The sequence below is a fragment of the Rouxiella sp. WC2420 genome (genome assembly GCF_041200025.1).
Taxonomy (GTDB): domain Bacteria; phylum Pseudomonadota; class Gammaproteobacteria; order Enterobacterales; family Enterobacteriaceae; genus Rouxiella.
This window is the reverse complement of record NZ_CP165628.1, coordinates 4869944-4887094: the sequence shown is the minus strand read 5'-3', so window position 1 is coordinate 4887094 and position 17151 is coordinate 4869944. Positions and strand designations below refer to the sequence as shown.

15 protein-coding genes are annotated in these 17151 nt (G+C 49.9%); 7 read left to right on the top strand and 8 right to left on the bottom strand.

All coding sequences use genetic code 11. The features are described 5' to 3' along the window. The first annotated feature begins 155 nt into the window (after positions 1–155). Positions 156–1355 carry an amino acid aminotransferase gene (locus tag AB3G37_RS22505; RefSeq protein ID WP_369789140.1) on the top strand — a complete coding sequence of 400 codons (1200 nt, stop codon included), beginning with the start codon at positions 156–158 and terminating at the stop codon, positions 1353–1355. A gap of 74 nt (positions 1356–1429) precedes the next feature. On the opposite strand, the gene AB3G37_RS22500 is transcribed toward AB3G37_RS22505, so the two are convergent. Further along, positions 1430–2425, bottom strand: a complete 996-nt coding sequence (locus tag AB3G37_RS22500; protein WP_369789139.1) for an MDR family oxidoreductase — start codon at positions 2423–2425, stop codon at positions 1430–1432. Further along, positions 2418–3089: a TetR/AcrR family transcriptional regulator gene (locus AB3G37_RS22495; RefSeq protein ID WP_369789138.1), complete on the bottom strand. Its 672-nt coding sequence runs from the start codon at positions 3087–3089 to the stop codon at positions 2418–2420. Before AB3G37_RS22495 ends, AB3G37_RS22500 begins: the two co-directional genes overlap by 8 nt. 90 nt (positions 3090–3179) lie before the next feature. On the opposite strand from AB3G37_RS22495, the gene AB3G37_RS22490 reads away from it, so the two are divergent. Together AB3G37_RS22490 and AB3G37_RS22485 are read left to right on the top strand one after the other, a co-directional pair. Then, positions 3180–3611 (top strand): secondary thiamine-phosphate synthase enzyme YjbQ, encoded by a 432-nt coding sequence (locus AB3G37_RS22490; protein WP_369789137.1) that lies wholly within the window; start codon positions 3180–3182, stop codon positions 3609–3611. A gap of 87 nt (positions 3612–3698) precedes the next feature. After that, positions 3699–4052 (top strand): MmcQ/YjbR family DNA-binding protein, encoded by a 354-nt coding sequence (locus AB3G37_RS22485; protein ID WP_369789136.1) that lies wholly within the window; start codon positions 3699–3701, stop codon positions 4050–4052. 14 nt (positions 4053–4066) lie between these two features. Here AB3G37_RS22485 and AB3G37_RS22480 read toward each other — a convergent pair whose 3' ends face one another. Then, positions 4067–4972 (bottom strand): pyridoxamine 5'-phosphate oxidase family protein, encoded by a 906-nt coding sequence (locus tag AB3G37_RS22480; RefSeq protein ID WP_369789135.1) that lies wholly within the window; start codon positions 4970–4972, stop codon positions 4067–4069. A gap of 12 nt (positions 4973–4984) precedes the next feature. Next, positions 4985–5605: a glutathione S-transferase family protein gene (locus AB3G37_RS22475; protein ID WP_369789134.1), complete on the bottom strand. Its 621-nt coding sequence runs from the start codon at positions 5603–5605 to the stop codon at positions 4985–4987. A 99-nt stretch (positions 5606–5704) separates the two neighbouring features. Here AB3G37_RS22475 and AB3G37_RS22470 point away from each other — a divergent pair, with 99 nt between their 5' ends. Further along, positions 5705–6598: a LysR family transcriptional regulator gene (locus tag AB3G37_RS22470; RefSeq protein ID WP_369789133.1), complete on the top strand. Its 894-nt coding sequence runs from the start codon at positions 5705–5707 to the stop codon at positions 6596–6598. A gap of 317 nt (positions 6599–6915) precedes the next feature. Then, a complete protein-coding gene (locus AB3G37_RS22465; RefSeq protein WP_369789132.1) occupies positions 6916–8487 on the top strand; it encodes a hypothetical protein in 1572 nt (523 codons plus the stop codon). Positions 8488–8587: 100 nt separating this feature from the next. Here the strand turns inward: AB3G37_RS22465 and uvrA are convergent, their stop codons facing one another. Next, positions 8588–11443 (bottom strand): excinuclease ABC subunit UvrA, encoded by a 2856-nt coding sequence (gene uvrA, locus AB3G37_RS22460; RefSeq protein WP_009634951.1) that lies wholly within the window; start codon positions 11441–11443, stop codon positions 8588–8590. A gap of 319 nt (positions 11444–11762) precedes the next feature. Here uvrA and ssb1 point away from each other — a divergent pair, with 319 nt between their 5' ends. Both ssb1 and zapE read left to right on the top strand, forming a co-directional pair. Beyond that, complete coding sequence (ssb1, locus tag AB3G37_RS22455; RefSeq protein WP_009634950.1) at positions 11763–12311, top strand: single-stranded DNA-binding protein SSB1; 549 nt, start codon at positions 11763–11765, stop codon at positions 12309–12311. A gap of 186 nt (positions 12312–12497) precedes the next feature. Beyond that, a complete protein-coding gene (gene zapE / locus AB3G37_RS22450) occupies positions 12498–13559 on the top strand; it encodes a cell division protein ZapE (RefSeq protein ID WP_369789131.1) in 1062 nt (353 codons plus the stop codon). A 55-nt stretch (positions 13560–13614) separates the two neighbouring features. Here zapE and AB3G37_RS22445 read toward each other — a convergent pair whose 3' ends face one another. From AB3G37_RS22445 to AB3G37_RS22435, 3 genes are all read right to left on the bottom strand, one after another. Beyond that, entirely contained in the window at positions 13615–14112 is a 498-nt protein-coding gene (locus AB3G37_RS22445) for a hypothetical protein (RefSeq protein WP_037377328.1), read from the bottom strand. Between the two features lie 153 nt (positions 14113–14265). Further along, positions 14266–15984: a nitrilase-related carbon-nitrogen hydrolase gene (locus AB3G37_RS22440; RefSeq protein ID WP_369789130.1), complete on the bottom strand. Its 1719-nt coding sequence runs from the start codon at positions 15982–15984 to the stop codon at positions 14266–14268. Positions 15985–16183: 199 nt separating this feature from the next. After that, positions 16184–17086: a LysR family transcriptional regulator gene (locus tag AB3G37_RS22435; protein ID WP_369789129.1), complete on the bottom strand. Its 903-nt coding sequence runs from the start codon at positions 17084–17086 to the stop codon at positions 16184–16186. Positions 17087–17151: the final 65 nt, after the last annotated feature.

Here is a 17151-nt window from a genome sequence, read left to right as displayed (position 1 = left end):
AACAACGCAACATTAAAGTGATTTTTTTGAGCAATATTTGTTAGTCTAAGAAATAACAAAAAACAGTAAATCGTCGCTGCTTCGACATAACAGATCCCCCGCAGAATGGGAATTCTGGCGCTTGTCCAAGAAAAAGAAATCCAAGGAGAAATACCGTGTTCCAACATGTTGATGCTTATGCCGGTGACCCAATATTGTCGCTGATGGAAAGCTTCAAGAACGACCCAAGAGAGAAAAAGGTAAACCTGAGCATCGGTCTTTATTACGACGATCATGGAATTATCCCACAGCTTGGGGCAGTCGAAGCCGCTGAAAACCAGTTGAATTCCGTGGCGCAAACTGCGTCGGTTTATTTGCCGATGGAAGGTCTTGGCGCTTACCGCAGCAGCATTCAGAGCCTGTTGTTTGGTGCCGAACACTCTGCTTTACAACAGCAGCGTATCGCGACTATCCAAACTGTAGGCGGCTCTGGCGCGCTGAAAGTGGGCGCTGACTTCCTGAAATATTACTTCCCTAATTCTGAAGTGTGGGTGAGCGATCCGACCTGGGACAACCATGTCGCAATCTTCTCTGGCGCGGGCTTCAAAGTTCACACCTATCCCTACTTTGATGGTGAGAAACTCGGCGTAAACTTTGCCGGTATGCTCGAGAAGCTGCACACTCTGCCAGCGCAAAGCATCGTATTGCTGCATCCGTGCTGCCACAACCCAACCGGTTCTGACCTGAGTCAGGCCCAATGGGATCAGGTTATTGAACTGGTTAAGCAGCGTGAGCTAATCCCGTTCCTCGACATCGCCTATCAAGGCTTTGGCGTAGGCATGGAGCAAGACGCCTATGCGATACGCGCGATGGCTGCTGCCGGCGTCAACATGCTGGTCAGCAACTCCTTCTCCAAGATTTTTTCACTCTACGGTGAGCGCGTTGGTGGCTTGTCTGTAGTGTGCGAGAACAGTGAGGCCGCGGGTCGTGTATTGGGGCAGCTGAAAGCAACGGTTCGCCGTAACTACTCAAGCCCGCCAAACTTCGGTGCTAAAGTGGTTTCTACCGTTTTAGGTGATGCCGAACTGAAAGCCCAGTGGCTGGCGGAAGTTGAAACCATGCGTACTCGCATCATCGAAATGCGCCAGACGCTGGTTAACAGCCTGAAGAAATCTCTGCCGGGTCGTAACTTCGACCACTTGCTGCAACAGCGCGGTATGTTTGGCTATACCGGCTTCAGCCCGGCTCAGGTTGACCGTCTTCGTGAAGAGTTTGGCGTCTACCTGATTGCCAGCGGTCGCGTCTGCATCGCCGGCCTGAACCACCACAATGTGGAGCAGGTTGCAGCGGCGTTTGCTGCAGTAGCAGGCGAGTAAACGCTTAGCTCGCTTTTTCCGTTCAGGAAAAGCCAACAAAAGTCGGCGTCATTGCGCCGACTTTTTCTTTTAAACTAATCTTGAATTTTCACCACGACACGTCCGCGAATCTGGCCTTTCATCAACCGATGGGCAGCCTCAATGGTTTCATCCAGCGTAATTTCCTGACTGATGGATGCTAGCAGGGAAGGATCTACTAACTCGGCCAGCCGTGCCCAAGCCACCTGACGTTCCTCCGCTGAGCGAGTCACGCTGTTGATTCCGGCGAGAGTGATATTGCGTAAAATAAACGGTGCGACGCTGGCCGGGAAATCCATTCCCTGTGCCATCCCGCAGGCTGCGACGGTGCCACTTTCTTTTATGCTGGCGCAAACGTTGGCCAATGTGTGACTGCCTACTGAATCGATCGCCGCCGCCCAGCGCTCTTTTTGCAGCGGTTTACCCGGTTCGCTTAATAAGTTGCGATCAACGATTTCACAGGCTCCGAGCTGAGTTAAATATTCTGCTTCCTCCGGTCTGCCAGTCGATGCGGCTACCTGATAACCCAGTCGAGCAAGCAGGGAGATAGCGAAGCTGCCAACGCCGCCGTTTGCACCGGTCACCAGCACCGTGCCTTTATCGGGCGTCAGGCCGTTTTTTTCCAGAGCAATAATTGCCAGCATGGCGGTATACCCAGCGGTGCCGATGATCATGCTGTCTTTCAGGCTTATCGCAGCAGGGACCGGGGTAAGGTATTGCGCATCTATACTGACTTTTTGCGCCAGTCCACCCCAGGCCTTTTCCCCAAATCCCCAGCCGTTAAGCAGCACGCGATTTCCAGCGGCAAATTTTGGGTTACTGCTTGTTGAAACCACGCCGGAGAAATCAATACCGGGTACCATTGGGAAGCTGCGCACGATGGGACCGCTGCCGGTGATGGCCAGTCCGTCTTTATAGTTCAGCGTGGAATAGTGTACATCGACCACGACTTCACCGGCTGGAAGCTGGCTTTCTTCAACGTCTTTTAGCGTAGCCTGGTAATGATCATTTGATCCATCAACTGTTTTTTCTATCAAGATAGCTTTAAACATTTTGAACTCCAGATTTAATGCTGACGTCGGGTTGGCGAGGCAGCCCGGCCAGAAAGAGGGTGATAAAATTATTTAAAGGATCGGCATTGCCGTTGAGCTTGGCGCGCATCACGGCACCTTCCCATCCGGCCCAAAAATAGGTTGCCAGTGCATGGCAATCGGCCTGTTGATCAAGAGTTTTCTGCTGCCGGGCAAGCTCGAGACATTGCTCGATTCGCTGCTCCCAACTGCGCAGGATCGCGATAATCCGTTCGCGATAATCAGTGGGGAGATTAGAGACTTCTTGCCCCAGATTGCCGATCAGACAACCGCGACGGAAATGGTATTTCGCCATACCTTGTGCGGCATCTGTGACAAAAGCCTGAATCCTTTCGAGTGGGGCAACATTTTGATTGAGAAGGCATTTATCCAGTTTGTAGGCAAAAAAGCGCGCATAGTTTTCAATAATTGCCTGGCCGAAGGCCTCTTTACTGTCGAAATAGTAATAAAACGAGCCTTTTGGCACGCCGACCTGACGCAAGATCCCTTCGATACCTGCAGCGGTAAAGCCTTGCTCGGTAAGGACGGCGGTACCGCAGCGGACCAGCGCTTCGCGAGTATCAATGTTTTCGCGCCCGGCTTTTGGCGGACGACCACGGCGTGGTTTTGGGGCTTCAATGGTCATCCGTTAAATATAGACCGATCGTCTTGTTAAATCAAAAGCCTAGAAAAGAACTTATACTTTCATTGATTTTTATCAAATAAGGAGAGCGCTATGTGGTTTCAAAAAGAGATCAAACTGAAGCAACGAACTCGTGGTTTTCATTTGATCACCGATGAAATTTTGCAGCAGCTGCCCGAGATTCGACAGCTGTCGATAGGCCTGTGCCACGTATTTATCCAGCATACTTCGGCCGGATTAACCATCAACGAAAATGCCGATCCCACCGTGCGGCAAGATTTTGAGGGCTTTTTCAATCGCACGGTAAAAGAAAATGAGCCTTGGTATCAGCATGATTACGAAGGCAGTGACGACATGCCAGCGCATCTCAAAAGCAGCCTGCTTGGCTGTAGCGTGAGTATTCCAATCAGTAACGGGCGTTTAAATCTCGGTACCTGGCAGGGGATTTATCTCTGCGAGCATCGCAATCACGGGGGTTCCCGTCGTATCGTCATCACCCTTAACGGTTCATCCTCGGCAAACTAGCGCTGAATTTTGTTAACTGGGTTGCAGTTGTGTGTTTTTTGTCCAGATATACTGCCTGCTCAATTTCCAATGCAAGGCGTCAATAAGATGAATAATACTCAACTGCTTGATTATTGCCTCTCTAAACCCGGAGCTCAGCAGAGCACAGAAAATCAGTGGCAGGCCAGCCAGATCAAGGTTGCCGGGGTGATGTTTGCCATGCTGCGCGATATCAAAGGCCATCCGGCAATTTCGTTAAAAACGGGTCATCAGACGGCGGAGAATCTGCGCCATCAGCATCCTGAGATTATCGCCTGTGACTGCCTTAACAAGGCTCACTGGAACAGCGTCCTGCTTGATGGCAATCTGCCAGACTCGCAGTTTTATGCGTTAATTGACAGCTCGTATCAGCTTGTTCTATCTAGCCTGCCCGAAGAAAAACGTCATGCGATTGCCAGCTAATGTTGCAAGATCCTTTAGGCCCAAATCCCGGTGCTGAGTGTTGCAGGCGAGAATTCTATATCGCTTCCTTGCCACGGCAGCAAACCGGGAAATCGCCATGCGGATGTCACATGCAAACACCAAAAACGCTCGGCACCCTTAAGTTTGTGCTGGGCATCAACCTGCCAATTTAACTCGGTATGGCCCTGCAGGTGCAATACGTCACCATTCACAAAATCCATAAATAACAGTGCCGCGCGCGGTTCTGCCAGCATATTGCCGAGGGTGTTCATGTAGCGGTTACCGCTGAAATCAGGCACCCACAGGGTCTCGCCAACAATTTTCACAAATCCGGGATTGCCGCCTCGGTGTGAAATATCCACCCCGCCAGTGGATGAACCAGCATGGGCGTGGGTTGCTACGAAAAAAGTGTCCGCTGAGGCGATCATTTCACGCGCTTTGCTATCTAATCCGCTGAGATGAGCAATTGCTTCGAATTCACTTTGGCGTGGTGTGATTTTCCGACGCTGAATATATTTCGGGCAGTTGCCAAAACTTTGCTTAACGGCAAGCTCAAGCCGATTTTTATCCATCCGGCTAATTACACCGTTGACCCGATTTCTGCGCCGATTGCTGAAATCCAGACCCAATGTCCCTAATTCTTTGCCAGATTGTAATGCCGATAACGCCGGACAATCTTCGCGCCGTGGTGAATTGATGCGCAAATGGCTGTTGTCCACGGTGCTAATAAATCCCGGCGGACCACTGAGTACGGTCGCAACCGGCCAGCCGTGGTCATCCAGAGTTGCGATATAAAAAGACGGCAGCCCGGCGAAGAAATCACGGTGCTGCTGCGGCATGGAAGGGTAAATTCCAGCTGAGCCGACCATAAATCCGGCCAGCGTCTGTGCTCGTTTCTCATCCGGGTGGAAAATTTCCATCGCATCACCTCGTTACTGAGCAGGCTTGGGCAAAGGCAGCGGCGGCGTTGCGATAAAGCCCGGCAGGCTTTCAATACGCAACAGCCACTGTCTGATAGCGGGAAAAGCTTCGAGCGAAATCCCGCCTTCGGGAGCAAGAGCGACATAGCTGTAGCAGGCCAGATCGGCTACCGTAGGTTGATCTGTTACCAAAAATTCGCGTTGACTCAGATGTAGCTCGAGCTGAGGCATAAATTTTTTCGCGACCTTCACCGCAACGGGGTAATCTTCCGGCGTGCCGAATTGCGCAATCAGCCGCGCCGAAGCTGGCCCGTAGCGAATTTCACCTGCCGCCTTGCATAGCCATTGCTGCGTATGTGCCGCTGCTACTGCATCTTCAGGAAGCCAATGAGTGCCCGGGGCATAGGTTTTCGTCAGATAAATCAAAATCGCGTTGCTGTCGGCAATGACCGTTTCGCCATCGACCAGTACCGGGATTTGTCCCCAAGGATTCAGCTTGCGAAATGCCTCGGTCGCCCGTAATTCTGCTCCAGCTTCGATAAATTCATACTCTAGCTCAAGCATTCTCAGTAGCAGCGTGACGCGATGAACGTGTCCTGAAAGCGGTGTGCCATAAAGTTTTAGTCTAGTCATCAGGTTTCTCCCTTTAGGTTTCCATCCAGATTACTCTTACAATAGATGAAAGGAATCAGGGATTATTGAAATTGATAATTTCACTAAATGGAATAATTTATGGATCGCCTTGATGAACTCGCTATTTTTCTTGAAGTGCTGAATCAGGGCAGTCTTGCCGGAGCCGCACGCAGGCTCCGGCGTTCGGCTCCTGCAGTGACACGCGCAATTGCCTCGCTGGAACAACGATTTGGTGCAAGGTTGGTGGAGCGAACGACAAGAAGTTTAGCGCCGACCGAGGCGGGAGTAAGGCTGGCAGAGCAGGCGGCTAATATTTTGAAAAGCTATAACGAAGCGGTGCAAGATACTGCCGAAACTCAGCTTAAAGGACTGCTGCGCGTGACTGCTCCGGTACTGTTTGGCCGGCGACATATTGCACCGCTGGTCATGGAGTTCCAGAGTTTACATCCCGAGATTCAGATCGAACTACTGCTTAGTGATAGAAATCTTGATCTGATTGAACAGGGGATCGATGTCGCCGTACGTATCGGACATCTTGAAGATTCCTCAAAGGTTGCGCGGCGGCTGGGGCAAGTTAGTCTCGTTATGATTGCCAGTCCACAATATTTGGCCGCGTATCCTGACCTGCGCCATCCCTCTGAGCTGGCAAAGCACCAAATAGTGTTGAGCAGCAGCGATACGTTCAACGAATGGCGGTTTGGCGCCCACGAAGAAGGGCCGCGCCTCAGGCTTTCGCCTCACTTGGTGTTTAATGATGTTGAGACCCGAGTGCTGGCAGTGAAATCAGCAAAAGGAATTGGCAGATTTCTATCCTATCAGGTGGCCGACGAATTGGCCGATGGCACGCTGGTCAGACTATTGCCAGAGTTCGAACCCTTGCCGCTCCCAGTGCAGCTGGTGGTACAAAATATTCAACTTATGCCGTTTAAAGTCAGAACCTTTTGGGACTTTATACGCACCAGATTACATGACTTACCTCAAATTCACGCGTAGTAGTTTCAACGAATAATTATCAGTATAAATAAAATAAGAAACAGGCCATATTAATCATGATGTTAAATTATCAATACCATGATTATTAAATTAATTGTTTTTATTTTTAAATTAATTAATAAAACTATTATCGCGGTCCGCAAATAACACTCTAACTTGTAGGTAGAGCTTGCTTAGTTATGTTTTTTAAATAACTTCGCAAGCCACGAGAGTGTTTTGATAACACATCAAAATGTAAGTTAATTGTCTGAATTATATTTCCAGATGTTTGAGTAATATTTTTTTGATAATTAAATCTAACTGTTAGAGGTGAAATTATGGCGGGTACAGCGATTACAACCTATACTTTTTCTGCAGGAGCTACACTGAGTTCGACTGCGGATATCATTACTGATGGAAGCTATTTATATTCCTGGACTGGCACATATCCAAAAGTTGTGGCAGCTTCAACAACAGCAACTTCAACGGGAGGAATTGGACTGGGTGGCTGGTCAATTCTTGGTGATGCGGTTCTACGTTCTAACCTTTCTTCGACCAGTGATTCTCTCGGTGATGCTTTAATTGGGGTAAAGCAACCTTATGATGGGGCTGTAGCACGAAACCAGTCTGATAAAAACGCTGAATCAATTAGCCTTATGGATGCAGGTGGTACCCGCGATGCTTTTGACCCATCTAAATTGGAAACTGCTGTAAAATCAGTGGCTAACGAAAATAGGATCCCTTACTTTGGGGCTAAGCAATTTGCTTTTCCACAGCAGACCGTTAAAGCTTGGAATTGGCTTGACGGGCTTGAAGACAGAGGTGCAGTTGCATCCTTTAGTAATGTAGTTACCCCTGAGAGTAATGAACCGATAACTCAGGTTGTAGGCTTAGGATCTGCAGAAGGTCTCGGCACTTATTCCGATCGAGATTTCGTCCTTCTATTCGGGCAGATTGAGGGGCCTCCAGCATTACTTTCAACTTCTAATACTACCTTCACGACTAATACAATTACTTCCACTGATATAAGTTCTGTAAGCACACACTTACGGGCAGGTCAAGTTATTGATGTTACTGACTCATCAAATTCTAACCTTATTTACAGCGGTTTGATTCAGACGTTATCTAATACAACCATCACTATTGATACAGCCTGGTATTTAAAGGGAGGTAGCGGATCGACTGGTATTCCGTCGGCCTCTTCGACAGCAATTTTTGTTCCTAATACTAAATTTTGGGGACAGAATCTAAATGTTACTCTTGACGCAGGTTCCCAAGCCACATCTATGGTTGGATATGAGTTGGGGATGCTAAATAATAAAACCGATGATTATGTTGGATATGGTTTCGACTGTGTAAACTTAGGAAATTATGGTATAGCAACCGGTTTCCAAACTCGGGGTAACTTCAATATTGGCTTTACAACCTATACAGGAGCGCAATATGGATTTGTATCCTATGACGCAGCCGCAGCGGGTTTTTGTTCTGTGGGTGATACCGTTGGCGCAATATTTAGAAATAACTCCTATGGTGTCCAAGTAATCGGGGCTACAAACTATCCACTAACTATTGAAGATGAAAATAATAACTTATTAATCGGTATTAATAGCAGTGGTGCAATCGAATCCCTAAGATATGCTCAGGCTGTAGTAGACGTTGGAGAGACGATACTATCTTATAGTACTGTAAACTTCGCGACTCCAACGGTGTCAGGAGATTCTATTAATCTTCCAACATCCAGCAGTGGTCGAGTTATTTATATTAGAAACTTATCCGGAACAATCGCATTATCACTTGTCGGCCCCATTGACCCTAATGTAAATGGAGGTAAGAATATTAGTCTCGCTGCTGCAACGACTATTCAACTCTATTCTGATGGGAATTATTGGTACCCAATGTCGCAAACTTGATCACTAAAAGACAAGCAGTTATCTCAGTTTCATGCATAAAAAAAGCGAGTCAGAAGACTCGCTTTTAACGTATTTGCCAAGCAATTAATTAAGCCGCTAATCAGGCAGATTTTTTATGCTTCAGCATATGACGTTCCAGCAACGGTTTCAGGAAGCGCGCGGTATGCGATTCCTTGCATTCCGCTACCGTTTCAGGCGTACCAGAGACTAGAATTTGCCCGCCGCCGTGACCACCTTCAGGACCCAGATCAACAATCCAGTCAGCCGTTTTGATCACGTCAAGATTGTGCTCAATCACCACGATGGTATTGCCCTGGTCACGCAGCTGATGCAGTACCTCAAGCAACTGCTGGATATCGGCGAAATGCAGACCGGTAGTCGGCTCATCGAGAATATACAGCGTTTGGCCGGTGCCGCGTTTTGACAGTTCACGAGCCAGTTTGACCCTCTGTGCTTCACCGCCGGAAAGTGTCGTCGCTGACTGCCCAAGGCGAATGTACGACAGGCCCACATCTATCAGAGTTTGCAGCTTACGCGCCAGCGCCGGAACGGCATCAAAGAAATCTCGTGCTTCTTCGATAGTCATGTCCAGCGTTTCGTGAATGCTCTTGCCTTTGTACTTAATCTCAAGCGTTTCACGGTTATAGCGCTTGCCTTTACACTGATCGCAAGGCACGTAGATGTCAGGCAAGAAGTGCATCTCGACCTTAATCACGCCGTCACCCTGGCAGGCTTCGCAGCGTCCGCCCTTGACGTTAAAGCTGAAACGCCCTGGCGTATAACCGCGAGAACGTGACTCAGGAACTCCAGCAAACAGCTCGCGCACCGGGGTAAAGATACCGGTATAGGTTGCCGGGTTTGAGCGCGGTGTCCGACCAATCGGGCTTTGGTCAATATCGATAACTTTATCGAAATGCTCAAGACCCTGGATGTCGCGATACGGCGCGGCTTCGGCAATCGTTGCGCCATTAAGCTGGCGCTGTGCCAGCGGGAACAGTGTATCGTTGATCAGCGTCGATTTACCTGAGCCGGAAACTCCGGTAATGCAGGTAAACAGGCCAACCGGCAGCGTAAGGGTCACATCTTTAAGGTTATTACCGGTTGCGCCCACCAGTTTTAATACTTTGGCTGCGTCGGCGGGTACGCGTTGCTCCGGTACGGAAATTTCACGCTTGCCGCTGAGATACTGCCCGGTCAGGGAATTCTCGGTGGCCATAATGTCTTCTGCTGTGCCTTCGGCAACCACTTCACCGCCGTGCACGCCCGCTCCCGGACCAATATCGATAATATGGTCGGCGGCACGAATCGCGTCTTCGTCATGTTCAACCACGATCACGGTATTGCCGAGGTCGCGCAGGTGAATCAAGGTCTCAAGCAGGCGTTCGTTATCGCGCTGATGCAAACCGATAGACGGCTCATCCAGTACGTACATCACGCCCACCAAACCAGCACCAATCTGGCTTGCCAGACGGATACGCTGCGCCTCACCGCCGGATAGTGTCTCCGCCGAACGTGACAGCGACAGGTAATTTAAGCCTACGTTAACCAGGAACCTCAGTCGGTCGCCGATTTCCTTCAGAATCTTCTCGGCAATCTGCTTACGTTGGCCGGTGAGGTTCATGCTCAGGAAAAATTCCATGGCATGACCAATGCTGTAATCGGAGATTTCCGGCAGCGTGGTTTCCTCAACGAACACGTTGCGCGCTTCTTCACGCAGGCGCGTACCTTTGCAGGAGGCGCAGGGGCGATTGCTGATGTATTTCGCCAACTCTTCACGCACCGCGCTGGATTCCGTCTCTTTATAGCGACGCTCCATATTATGCAGCACGCCTTCAAACGGATGGCGACGCACCGAGGTATCACCACGGTCATTAATATATTTAAATTCGATAGTCTGCTTGCCCGACCCGTGCAGGATGGCGTGAACCACGTCCTCGCTAAGTTCGTTGAAGGAAGATTCGACGTCGAATTTGTAATGCTCGCTCAAAGAACGCAGCATCTGGAAGTAGTAAAAGTTACGGCGATCCCAACCACGAATCGCGCCGCCGGCCAATGACAGCTCCGGATTCTGAATTACGCGTTCTGGATCAAAGAACTGCTGAACGCCCAAACCGTCACAGGTCGGGCAGGCACCGGCCGGGTTGTTGAACGAGAACATACGCGGTTCAAGCTCGCGCATGCTGTAGCCACAAATCGGACAGGCAAAGTTGGCCGAAAACAGCATTTCTGGCACGCTGGCGTCGTCCATATCGGCAACTACAGCAGTACCGCCGGAAAGCTCCAGGGCAGTTTCGAATGACTCGGCCAGTCGTTGCGACAAATCGTCACGTACTTTAAAGCGGTCAACGACGACTTCAATGCTGTGTTTTTTCTGCAGCTCAAGTTTAGGCGGATCAGAGAGATCGCAAACTTCGCCGTCGATCCTTGCGCGGATATAGCCCTGTGCGGCGAGGTTTTCCAGCGTTTTGGTGTGCTCGCCTTTGCGATCCTTGACGATAGGCGCCAGCAGCATCAGGCGTTGGCCTTCCGGCTGTGCCAGCACGTTATCTACCATCTGACTGACAGTTTGTGCCGCTAGAGGCACGCCGTGTTCCGCGCAGCGCGGCTCACCCACACGGGCGAACAGCAGGCGCAGGTAGTCGTGGATCTCGGTAATGGTACCGACCGTTGACCTTGGGTTGTGCGATGTTGATTTTTGCTCAATAGAAATCGCAGGTGACAACCCTTCAATGTGGTCGACATCCGGTTTTTCCATCAAGGACAGAAATTGGCGTGCGTAGGCGGAAAGCGACTCGACGTAACGGCGTTGGCCCTCGGCATACAAGGTGTCAAAAGCCAGTGAGGACTTGCCAGAACCGGATAATCCGGTGACAACAATCAGTTTGTCGCGCGGAATAATCAGGTTGATATTCTTGAGATTATGGGTGCGTGCGCCCCGAACTTCGATCTTATCCATTCATCATTCCCGGAATAACTTGAAAGCTCACCGTGCCGGTGACTGTCCGTGATGCGCGTGTGGAATTGCATACCCGCTTGCCGATAGATTCGGGTATATCCGCCCCAGACACTGCATCTGAATCAGAAAATTGGGCACAGAAAGTACGAAACGAGTAAGTATGACACAAAAAAACCTGAATGGATATCCAGTACAAGCCTGCAAACTTGTCGAGTCTGTAAACATTTCTGGAATCCACATTCAGAGTATTATATGCAATCCGCCCATGCTAAAATTCATGGTTTATACTGTACAAAATTAACTCATCAGGAGAGTCGACATGGCCAGCAGAGGCGTAAACAAAGTGATTCTGGTTGGGAATCTGGGTCAGGATCCCGAAGTCCGCTACATGCCTAACGGCGGTGCTGTTGCCAATATCACCCTGGCAACTTCTGAAAGCTGGCGCGACAAGGCGACCGGCGAACAGAAAGAGAAAACCGAATGGCACCGCGTAGTGCTTTTCGGAAAGCTGGCAGAAGTAGCAGGTGAATACCTGCGCAAAGGCTCTCAGGTTTATATTGAAGGCGCATTGCAGACACGCAAATGGACCGATCAGGCCGGTGTTGAAAAATACACGACTGAAATTGTGGTCAACGTTGGCGGCACCATGCAGATGCTAGGCGGTCGTGCTGGCGGCGGCGCTCCAGCAGGCGGCGGTCAGGCTTCTGGCGGTCAGCAGGGTGGTCAGGCTGGTTGGGGTCAGCCTCAGCAGCCACAGGGCGGCAATCAGTTCAGCGGCGGTCAGCAATCTCGCCCGGCAGCTCAAAACAATGCCCCTGCGCAAAGCAACGAACCACCAATGGATTTCGACGACGATATCCCATTCTAAGAACTAAAGTTTTTAGAAGAACTGTTCTGACTCCTGCCTTTTACAGGCAAGTATCTCGAACATCGACCCCGCTAATGGCGGGGTTTTTTTTGGCTTTTACAAAGCACTGTTACTGTAGATATTTATGTTGAATCTCTATAGAAAGGATAAATAAGATAGAGGGATGATTTGCAAAGGATGTGACTCATGAAATCGGCGGACACAGGTGTTGATTTTCAAAGACGGATGGATGAAAAAGCCACTGAAAATCAGTTTGTTTTAGATGAGCACCAGCGGCACGTTATTGCCCGACTCGATAACTTGATGAAATCCGGTTTAACGGTTAAGAAAAGCCTGCTGAAAAAGTCCAAACCATTGGGCGGCGGTGTTTATATCTGGGGAAAAGTAGGGCGCGGCAAAAGCTTTATTGTTGACAGCTTTTTCTCCGCGGCGCCGATAAAGAAAAAACGCCGGGTGCATTTTCACGATTTCCTGCGCGATTTACATCGCGGTATGAATAATCCGCAATCCGCTGATAACAGTATCGATGCGGTGCTTGGCGCTCAATTAGGTGACTGCCAATTAGTCTGCTTCGATGAACTGCATTTGCACGATATCGGTGATGCAATGCTGATGAAAAGCCTGCTTGAGCTTATCGTCAAGCGCGGTATTGTTTTGGTGGCAACCTCGAACTATCCTCCCGAGCAATTATTATCAAATCCGCTATATCATGCTCGTTTTGAACCCTCTATAAAGCTTATCCGACAGTATTTAGAAGTGGTCGCACTGGATGGAAGCCTTGATTATCGCAGTCTGGGTACTAATCATCTTACACCTTTCTGCGAAGGGGCTTATCTATTCCCCGGCACACCCGCTCAACGCCTTGAATACCAGCTGCCAGCAGCATTGCCCACCAAGATCTCTATCGCCGTGGGCAATCGGCGTCTCAGCCTGCTCTCGCCAGCGGAAAATTTTCTGCATTTTTCATTCGAAGATTTGTGCGAGGGCCCGACCGCAGTGATCGATTATCTGACTTTATGCGCAGAATATCGACGCTGGATTATCCAGGACGTTCCTGCAATGGCAGAGGTTTCACCCGCTACGCAGCAGCGATTTATCAATGTCATTGACGTGTTGTATGACCAGCAGTGTCAGCTGTTTATTATTAGCCCGTTCACGCTGGACCAGATGACTCAGGGCGCGGAACAGGAAGATATTCAGCGCACTCGCAGCCGTTTGCAGCAGCTAATATTCCATGTGCTGCAATAGCCTCTGATTTCCAAGAATCAAAAATTTCTCTCTGCTGGTGAAAATGGGGCGGCTTTCAGTTAGTTGAATGTTGGCCCTGAATTTCAAACTTAGCCCCTTTTATGACAATCTCACTAAACTGCAAATGATGCATAAACTCTCTGAGAATCAGCAGCGTAGCAGCAAAATCGTTGCCATCGGGAATGCCTTCAAAGCTGGCTGGCCGACCGTTAATGACCAATGCCAGACGGTCAAAGGTTCGTTCTACTGCATCGAGGGAAAGGGTCATCTGCTCATTTTCAGCCACGCCTGAAAGGCGTGCAATGGCACGGATATTATTGTCTTCACTGTATAATGTCGCACCCGGTAATATGTCATGGCGCAGACGATACACCTCATCTTCCACCATCATAATCGCGTTTTCCATTTCATCTGGCGTTGGCGGCTGATGGCGAAAATATCCCAGCGAAGTCAGCTGTGAACCCAACGTAAGCAGTTGTAGGTCACCATCAATAAGAACCTGCGTTTCTTCACTGCCAATATGTAGATAAATAGATGAAGAGGTTGATGCCATTCCTTTTTTCTCTCGTAAAAAACTGCCTATAAAAAGCATCGTGCCGCGAGATATCGCGTCTTGAAATAAGGTCAGCTTGCGCATAAATAACTCTATAAAGAAAGATTAAGCAATCTGGCTGAATCTGCCAATTTATCGTGAACCTATTTTCGTTTATTGCGTGCTCGCCAAGCTGGTAATCAGGGGCAAATAACCGTGAGTCTGGCGCATTAATACCAGGTCTTTGCGTCGCACCACGTTGGTTGGATAAGGCGTATCGAGATTACAGGTATCGACAGTTAAAGAAATATCACCCTGTGACTCCACCAGCAGACTTTCGTGGCGAGGAAAGGCAAAGGTGTCTGGGCCAAATATCCCGCTTAGCCCCTGATATTTACCTTCTTCATAGACATTGGCGTAAGCCAGATAACAGTTGTTTTCGCCGGCACGAACGCGCGGCAATAGCCAATGGTAGGCGTCAGGCCCGGTTGGGATCGGGTAGTTTTGCGGGCTGATGCTGCCCGCGTGCGCTCCCGGCGTCGGGCCTGCAAGCGCCGCCGGGCAAGCGATAATGTCGCAGCCGCGCAAGGCCAGAATGCGGCCAGATTCGGGGAAGGCAAGATCCTCGCCGATCAATAATCCCATTCTGCCACAGGGAAGATCGACAGTGACCCAATGATCCCCGGCTGTCGCCCATGTCCTTTCCTGTTGATTTAAATGGATCTTTCGATAGCTGCCAAGCAAACCAGCAGGGCCAATGGCAACGGCCGTGTTGTAAAGTTTGCCTTTGGCCGCCTCGATTATCCCGATTACCAACGTCATTTGCAGAGTGATTGCCAGCTTTGTCACTGCCGCTAATTCCGCGCCATCTAAATGCAAAGCCTGATCGGCATGCTGGAATGCGCCGGTCAGTGACAGCTCGGGAAATACCATCAGTTCGCTGCCATTTTGTCGCGCAGCAGTCGCTAATCGTCTGATTTCAAGAAGATTACTCTGCACGTCATTCAGCGGTTGAAACTGGCCAACCGACACGGTTGACTGTTTTCCTACAGGCAATGGCGAGCGCTGATAGAGACCGAAGAAGTCCAGCGGATTCCAGGTAAAGCTGTCGTTCATCAGTTCCAGATAGGTTTCTGGACGTCGCTGAGTCACGCGCGAGGCTTTTTCTCCTCGCTGTAGCAGAATTTCGCCTCTCACCACACCATTGCCACTGTCTATGCTGGACTGCACGCTGCCGTCAGGATTAATGATGCAGCTACCGCCGCTAAACTGCACGCCTCGCTCCAGCCCCCAGCGGTTGCTTTCAACGAGATAACAGTCATTTTCCCATGCGCGATTGATCCAGTAAGGCGCGGGAGTTCGCTCTGCCAGCCAGTTGCTGATATGGCAGATAATTTCGGCATTCTGCACTCCGGCCAAACGAGCAGTTTCAACAAAGTGAATATCCATGCAAATCAGCATTGCGATTCGGCCGACCGGCGTGTCGAATACCGCATGTCCTTTATCGCCATTGGCTGCCCATTTCGGCTCTGAAATATACGGATGCGTTTTGCGGTGGGTGCCTATTACCCCTTCAGGCCCAATCAGCACCGCCGAGTTGTAATAGAGATGAGTGGTGGCATCGACCTCGGGCATGCCAAGCACCAAATAACACTGGTGACGCGCCGCCAGCTCGGCAAAGCGCCGCGTCGTCGCACCAGGAATGGTGTCTACATAGGGAGCGACTTCTTCGCGACTTTGCCAGCAATAACCGCTGACCGCCATCTCAGGCATCACCAGCAGTTTCGCGCCTTGTTCGGCGGCCTGCTCGCAAAGTCTCAGCAGAGCCGCGATGTTCTCTTCCTGGCGAAACATCGTAGGTTCGAACTGTATCGCAGCAACGTTCAATGTCATGGTTGATCTCCAGCATGGGGCAGTGGGTTTCATGTCGATAATGAATTGATATCTAATGAATTAGCCATGCGGAGAATTAAGCAATTGTGATGCCAAACAAAAGAGTACGTTTAACTCTATGAATATAAAGTGTTTTAAAAGAAAGGGCGCCAGTCAACGCGTTCAACCAGGAGCAACCTGCTTCAAAACAGAGCAGGCTTTAGGCGGGATAAGTATTAAGCCTGGCAAACTCTTTAATCATCCAGTCGATGAATACGCGCACGCGTGGAGAAAGTTGGCGATTCTGCGGATACAGCACTGAAACTTGCAGCGAACCTGCGGGGTATTGCGGCAAAATATGCACTAAAAGACCTTGTGCCAGATCGGCCGCCACGCCGTAGTGTGGAACCTGAATAATGCCTAATCCTCGCCGCGCCGCTTCTTTCAAACTTTCAGAACCACTAACGGAAATACTGGTCGGCAGGCTGATAACTTTTTCTTTTCCTTCGATATAAAAGCTCAACGGCAGAATATTGCCTGAGGCGCTTGAACGGAAACCCACCATTTTATGTTGCTGCAACGATGCCAAGTCCTGCGGAAAACCAAATTTTTCAAGATATTGCGGACTGGCACAGGTCACTTCCTGAAAACGGCCAAGCGATCGGGCTACCATATCACTGTCTTTTGGCTCACCCACCCGGATCACGCAGTCGATGCCTTCGCGTACCAAATCTACCAGCCTGTCGCCCTCACTGACTTCCATTTCAATATCTGGATACAGCGCTAAAAAATCTGTCAGCCCAGGGAAAACAAAATGACGGGCCAGTGCGGGATTGACATCAATACGCAGCAGTCCCTTGGGTTTAGCATCGGCAAAGGCCATTTCAGCGTCTTCGACATCGGCCAGAATACGCAGGCAACGCTGGTAATAGGCTTCGCCATCCAGGGTTGGGCTTACGTGGCGGGTCGTTCGTTGCAGCAAGCGGACCTTCAGGCGAGTTTCCAACTGTTTAATCGCATCGGTCACTGTCGATCGCTTTAAATCCAAACCCTCTGCCGCCTGAGTAAAGCTTCGCAACTCAACGACTCGGGTGAACAGCCGCATGCTGTCGAGTTTATCCATCAGTATGGCCTTTATTGTTCATTATTTTCGGATAGTGAAAACGAATATTGGGGGATTATTCGCCG

What these genes read in the sequence shown, in the direction of transcription:
- AB3G37_RS22500 (WP_369789139.1), bottom strand. Translation starts at nt 2,425, where the DNA reads ATGTTTAAAGCTATCTTGATAGAAAAAACAGTTGATGGATCAAATGAT.
- AB3G37_RS22495 (WP_369789138.1), bottom strand. Translation starts at nt 3,089, where the DNA reads ATGACCATTGAAGCCCCAAAACCACGCCGTGGTCGTCCGCCAAAAGCC.
- AB3G37_RS22490 (WP_369789137.1), top strand. Translation starts at nt 3,180, where the DNA reads ATGTGGTTTCAAAAAGAGATCAAACTGAAGCAACGAACTCGTGGTTTT.
- AB3G37_RS22485 (WP_369789136.1), top strand. Translation starts at nt 3,699, where the DNA reads ATGAATAATACTCAACTGCTTGATTATTGCCTCTCTAAACCCGGAGCT.
- AB3G37_RS22480 (WP_369789135.1), bottom strand. Translation starts at nt 4,972, where the DNA reads ATGGAAATTTTCCACCCGGATGAGAAACGAGCACAGACGCTGGCCGGA.
- AB3G37_RS22475 (WP_369789134.1), bottom strand. Translation starts at nt 5,605, where the DNA reads ATGACTAGACTAAAACTTTATGGCACACCGCTTTCAGGACACGTTCAT.
- AB3G37_RS22470 (WP_369789133.1), top strand. Translation starts at nt 5,705, where the DNA reads ATGGATCGCCTTGATGAACTCGCTATTTTTCTTGAAGTGCTGAATCAG.
- AB3G37_RS22465 (WP_369789132.1), top strand. Translation starts at nt 6,916, where the DNA reads ATGGCGGGTACAGCGATTACAACCTATACTTTTTCTGCAGGAGCTACA.
- uvrA (WP_009634951.1), bottom strand. Translation starts at nt 11,443, where the DNA reads ATGGATAAGATCGAAGTTCGGGGCGCACGCACCCATAATCTCAAGAAT.
- ssb1 (WP_009634950.1), top strand. Translation starts at nt 11,763, where the DNA reads ATGGCCAGCAGAGGCGTAAACAAAGTGATTCTGGTTGGGAATCTGGGT.
- zapE (WP_369789131.1), top strand. Translation starts at nt 12,498, where the DNA reads ATGAAATCGGCGGACACAGGTGTTGATTTTCAAAGACGGATGGATGAA.
- AB3G37_RS22445 (WP_037377328.1), bottom strand. Translation starts at nt 14,112, where the DNA reads ATGGCATCAACCTCTTCATCTATTTATCTACATATTGGCAGTGAAGAA.
- AB3G37_RS22440 (WP_369789130.1), bottom strand. Translation starts at nt 15,984, where the DNA reads ATGACATTGAACGTTGCTGCGATACAGTTCGAACCTACGATGTTTCGC.
- AB3G37_RS22435 (WP_369789129.1), bottom strand. Translation starts at nt 17,086, where the DNA reads ATGGATAAACTCGACAGCATGCGGCTGTTCACCCGAGTCGTTGAGTTG.